This is a genomic window from Stenotrophomonas sp. 3diitr2024 (genome assembly GCF_042136455.1).
GTDB classification, from domain to species: Bacteria; Pseudomonadota; Gammaproteobacteria; order Xanthomonadales; family Xanthomonadaceae; genus Stenotrophomonas; species Stenotrophomonas sepilia.
Map to the genome: position 1 here is coordinate 1 of NZ_JBHHMJ010000105.1, position 3,715 is coordinate 3,715.

Annotated in this window: 1 protein-coding gene and 1 pseudogene; both read left to right on the top strand. The window is 62.5% G+C overall.

Translation table 11 applies throughout. The features are described from left to right. Positions 1-150: pseudogene (locus ABGA94_RS02600) on the top strand (short-chain dehydrogenase); the annotation flags it as partial. 232 nt (positions 151-382) lie between these two features. Then, on the top strand, positions 383-3,604 hold the full coding sequence (locus ABGA94_RS02605; protein WP_119706071.1) for a carboxypeptidase regulatory-like domain-containing protein: 3,222 nt from the start codon (positions 383-385) through the stop codon (positions 3,602-3,604). Positions 3,605-3,715: the final 111 nt, after the last annotated feature.

A 3,715-nucleotide genomic window follows, 5' to 3' on the forward strand; every position in this document is an offset into this window, starting at 1 on the left:
CTTCGGGCCCGCGCCTATTCCGTGGACCAGGACCCGGCTGCGCAAGGCCCGGAAGCCGCGGCGGCCGCCACGGTGACCCTGCTGTCCGCCGCTGGGAGCACCTGGCGCGGGCAGATTCTCGATGCCAGTGAGACGCCCCGGGAAAGGTGAGCCCTGTGGAAAGACGGGGTGAAGAACCCGTCACGATTGCGTTGCGAACCGGTGCCGTTTGTCGCACAACCGTCACATTGATGGCGTAGCGTGTTAATCTAGTGTTAACCGTTAGGGCTGCCTTCAGCCGAGCGGTAGGGAACCCCAGATAACTCTCCGATCAGCCACCCGCAGGGCTGCTTGGATGCGCTTTTTTTCCGCCATCGCCAACTCGCATCGAGGCTACCGAAAAATGACCCACCCACTCCGGATGTCCAAGCTTACCCTTGGTCTCGTGGCTGCACTTGCTGCCGCTCCCGCCTTCGCCCAGAGCAGCACCTCCGCCGGTGTCGGCGGCCAGGTGATGTCCGCTGCAGGCCAGCCTGTCGCCGGCGCTGAAGTCACCATCACGCACACCGAGTCGGGCACTGTTTCGCGTGCCACCACCGATGCGTCGGGCCGATACAACGCGCGCGGCCTGCGCGTGGGTGGTCCGTACACCATCACCATCACCAAGTCCGGTGAAGGCACCAAGACCGAGGAAGGTGTCTACCTGAACCTGAACCAGGTCAACACCGTCAACGCCAACCTGGGCGGTGACCTGGCTGCAACCAACCTGGACGCGGTGAACGTTGTTGCCACCGCCGGCGGCCTGGACCTGTTCAGTGCCAACAAGATGGGCACCGGCACCAACGTGACCCGCGAAACGATGGATGCGCTGCCGTCGGCCAGCCGCAACATCCAGGACTACGTGCGTCTCGACCCGCGCATCTCGCAGGTCAGCAAGGCGGACGGCGCGATCTCGGCCGGCGGCCAGAACACCCGTTACAACGCCATCCGCATCGACGGCATCAGCGCCTCCGATCCGTTCGGCCTGGGTTCCAACAACCTGCCGACCGAGCGTCAGCCGGTGTCGATGGACGCCATCCAGGAAATCAACATCGACCTGGCCAACTACGACACCACCATCGCCGGTGGCACCGGCGCGGTGATCAACGCCGTGACCAAGTCGGGTACCAATGAATTCCACGGCACCGTGTACGGTTCGTACCGCGACAAGGACATGGTCCGCTCGCGCCTGGAAGGTGACAAGCAGGACTTCAACGGCTTCGAGGACGAGAAGACCTACGGCATGACCTTCGGCGGTCCGATCGTCAAGGACAAGCTGTTCTTCTTCACCAACTATGAAAAGTACGAGCGCTCGGCTGCCGGCGTCGCCCTGAGCGACACGCCGATCGGCCGTGGCACCATCACCCAGCAGCAGATCACCGACGTCCAGAACTTCCTGGGCAAGCTGGGCTACGACCCGGGCAGCCTGGCGGCGCCGAACAGCAAGACCGAGATCGAAGAGTATGCGGTCAAGCTGGACTGGAACATCAACGAGAACCACCGTGCGGCCCTGCGCTACAACAAGATGGAGCAGAACGTCGTTCGCTTCCCGCAGGTCAGCAGCAGCGCCATCTCGCTGAGCAACTTCTGGTACCAGCAGCCGACCCAGTACGAAACCTGGATGGGCGAACTGTTCAGTGACTGGTCCGAGAACTTCTCGACCGAGTTCAAGGTCTCGCACAAGGATTACTCGGCCAACCGCGTCCCGCTGGTGGACATGCCGCAGATCCGCATCAAGTCGGGCAACGATTCGCTGTACGTCGGTACCGAACAGAACACCCACGTCAACATCGTCGAGTCGAAGGAACTGAGCGCCTTTGGTGCCGGTACCTGGTACATCGGTGACCACACCGTCAAGTTCGGCTTCGATTACTCGAAGAATGACCTGATGAACTTCTACGGCCGCAACCTCAACGGCGTGTACGAATTCAACAGCGTCAACGATTTCCTGTCGGGCAAGGCTTCGCGCTACCAGCTGCGTGCTCCGCGCGCCGATGGCAGCCGCAGCGACATCCCGGCCGACTTCACCCTGAAGAACACCGGCGTGTTCGTGCAGGACACCTGGGCGATCAACTACAACCTGAACCTGATGTTCGGCGTGCGCATCGACATGCCTGACTTCAGCACCCAGCGCCTGTACAACCCGCGCATCGAGCAGCTGTACGGCTTCAACAACACCAAGCTGGTCGACAAGAACCTGGTGCAGCCGCGCGTCGGCTTCAACTACACCTTCGACAGCGATCGCCCGACCCAGCTGCGCGGTGGCGTGGGCCTGTTCGGCGGCGCCGCCCCGAACGTGTGGCTGGCAGGTGCCTACCAGAACACCGGCCTGAACTACATCGAGTACGACGAGCGCAGCATCCCGGCCGGTGCCTTCACTCCGGACGGCAACAACCCGTACATCCCGGCCGGTGGCCCGGCTTCGGCCCGTCAGAACGTCGACATCATCGCGCCGGGCACCCGCCTGCCGTCGGTGTGGAAGGCCAACCTGGCGTTCGACCATGAGCTGCCGTGGTACGGCATCGTCGCGTCGGCCGAAGTGCTGTTCACCAAGGTCAAGGACGGCATCTACTTCGACCGTCTGGACGTGTCGGCGCCGACCGCCTTCGGTCAGGATGGCCGCGCGATCTACTGGAACGCCGCTGGCCGCAACCAGGCCAATACCCGTATCGACAAGGGTGTCGACTACGGCATGTCGACCGGTACCAAGGGTGCGGTTGACCGCGCCAACCGTCCGTCCGACATCGGCGATGTGCTGGTCCTGCGTAACACCGACAAGGGCCGCGGCACCCAGGCCACCTTCTCGCTGGCCAAGCCGTTGACCGAGAACTGGGGCTGGTCGCTGGGTTACACCTACACCAAGTCCACCGAAGTCAGCCCGCTGTCCAGCTCGCAGAACACCTCGAACTGGAACAACACGCTGATCTTCAATGCCAACGAAAACGTGGCCTACAACTCGCGTTATGCGATGAAGGACCGCGTCACCGGCACCCTGGAGTGGAAGCACAACTTCTTCGGTGACAACGCCACCCGCGTCGGCCTGTTCTACGAAGGCCGTTCGGGCCGTCCGTACAGCTACATCTTCTACAACGATGCCAACGGCGACGGTGCTGCCACCAACGACCTGTTCTACGTGCCGAAGGGTCCGGGCGACGTGCTGTTCACCGGCGGTGCCGCGATGGAGAAGCAGTTCTTCGACTGGCTGGCGCAGAACCCGGAACTCGATGCCTACCGTGGCAGCGTGGTCCCGGCCAACCGCCACCGCGCCTCGTGGGTCAACAGCTTCGACGTCCGCGTCAGCCAGGAATTCCCGGGCTTCATGAAGGGTCACAAGGGTGAAGTCGCCCTGGACATCATGAATGTCGGCAACCTGCTGAACAAGAAGTGGGGCCTGATCGACGACTACGGCTTCTACTCGACCCGTCGCGTTGCCAACTACGCAGGTATCGATCCGGCCACCGGCAAGTACGTGTACTCCTTCACTGGTTCGACCGACAACCCGTCGGTGCAGGAAAACAACAACGACAAGGGCAACACCGCCGTGTCGCGTTGGTCGATGCAGCTGACCCTGAAGTACAAGTTCTGATCCATCAGCGCTTGAAGCGGTAAGTGGAAACGGCCGGGGAAACCCGGCCGTTTCCCGTTCAGGCGAAAGTCCTTGCAGGGCGTGGGGCAACGGCGTAGCATCCAGAAATGT

Bases quoted from the DNA above. Each gene is read 5' to 3' on its own strand.
- ABGA94_RS02605 (WP_119706071.1), top strand. From the start codon at position 383: ATGACCCACCCACTCCGGATGTCCAAGCTTACCCTTGGTCTCGTGGCT.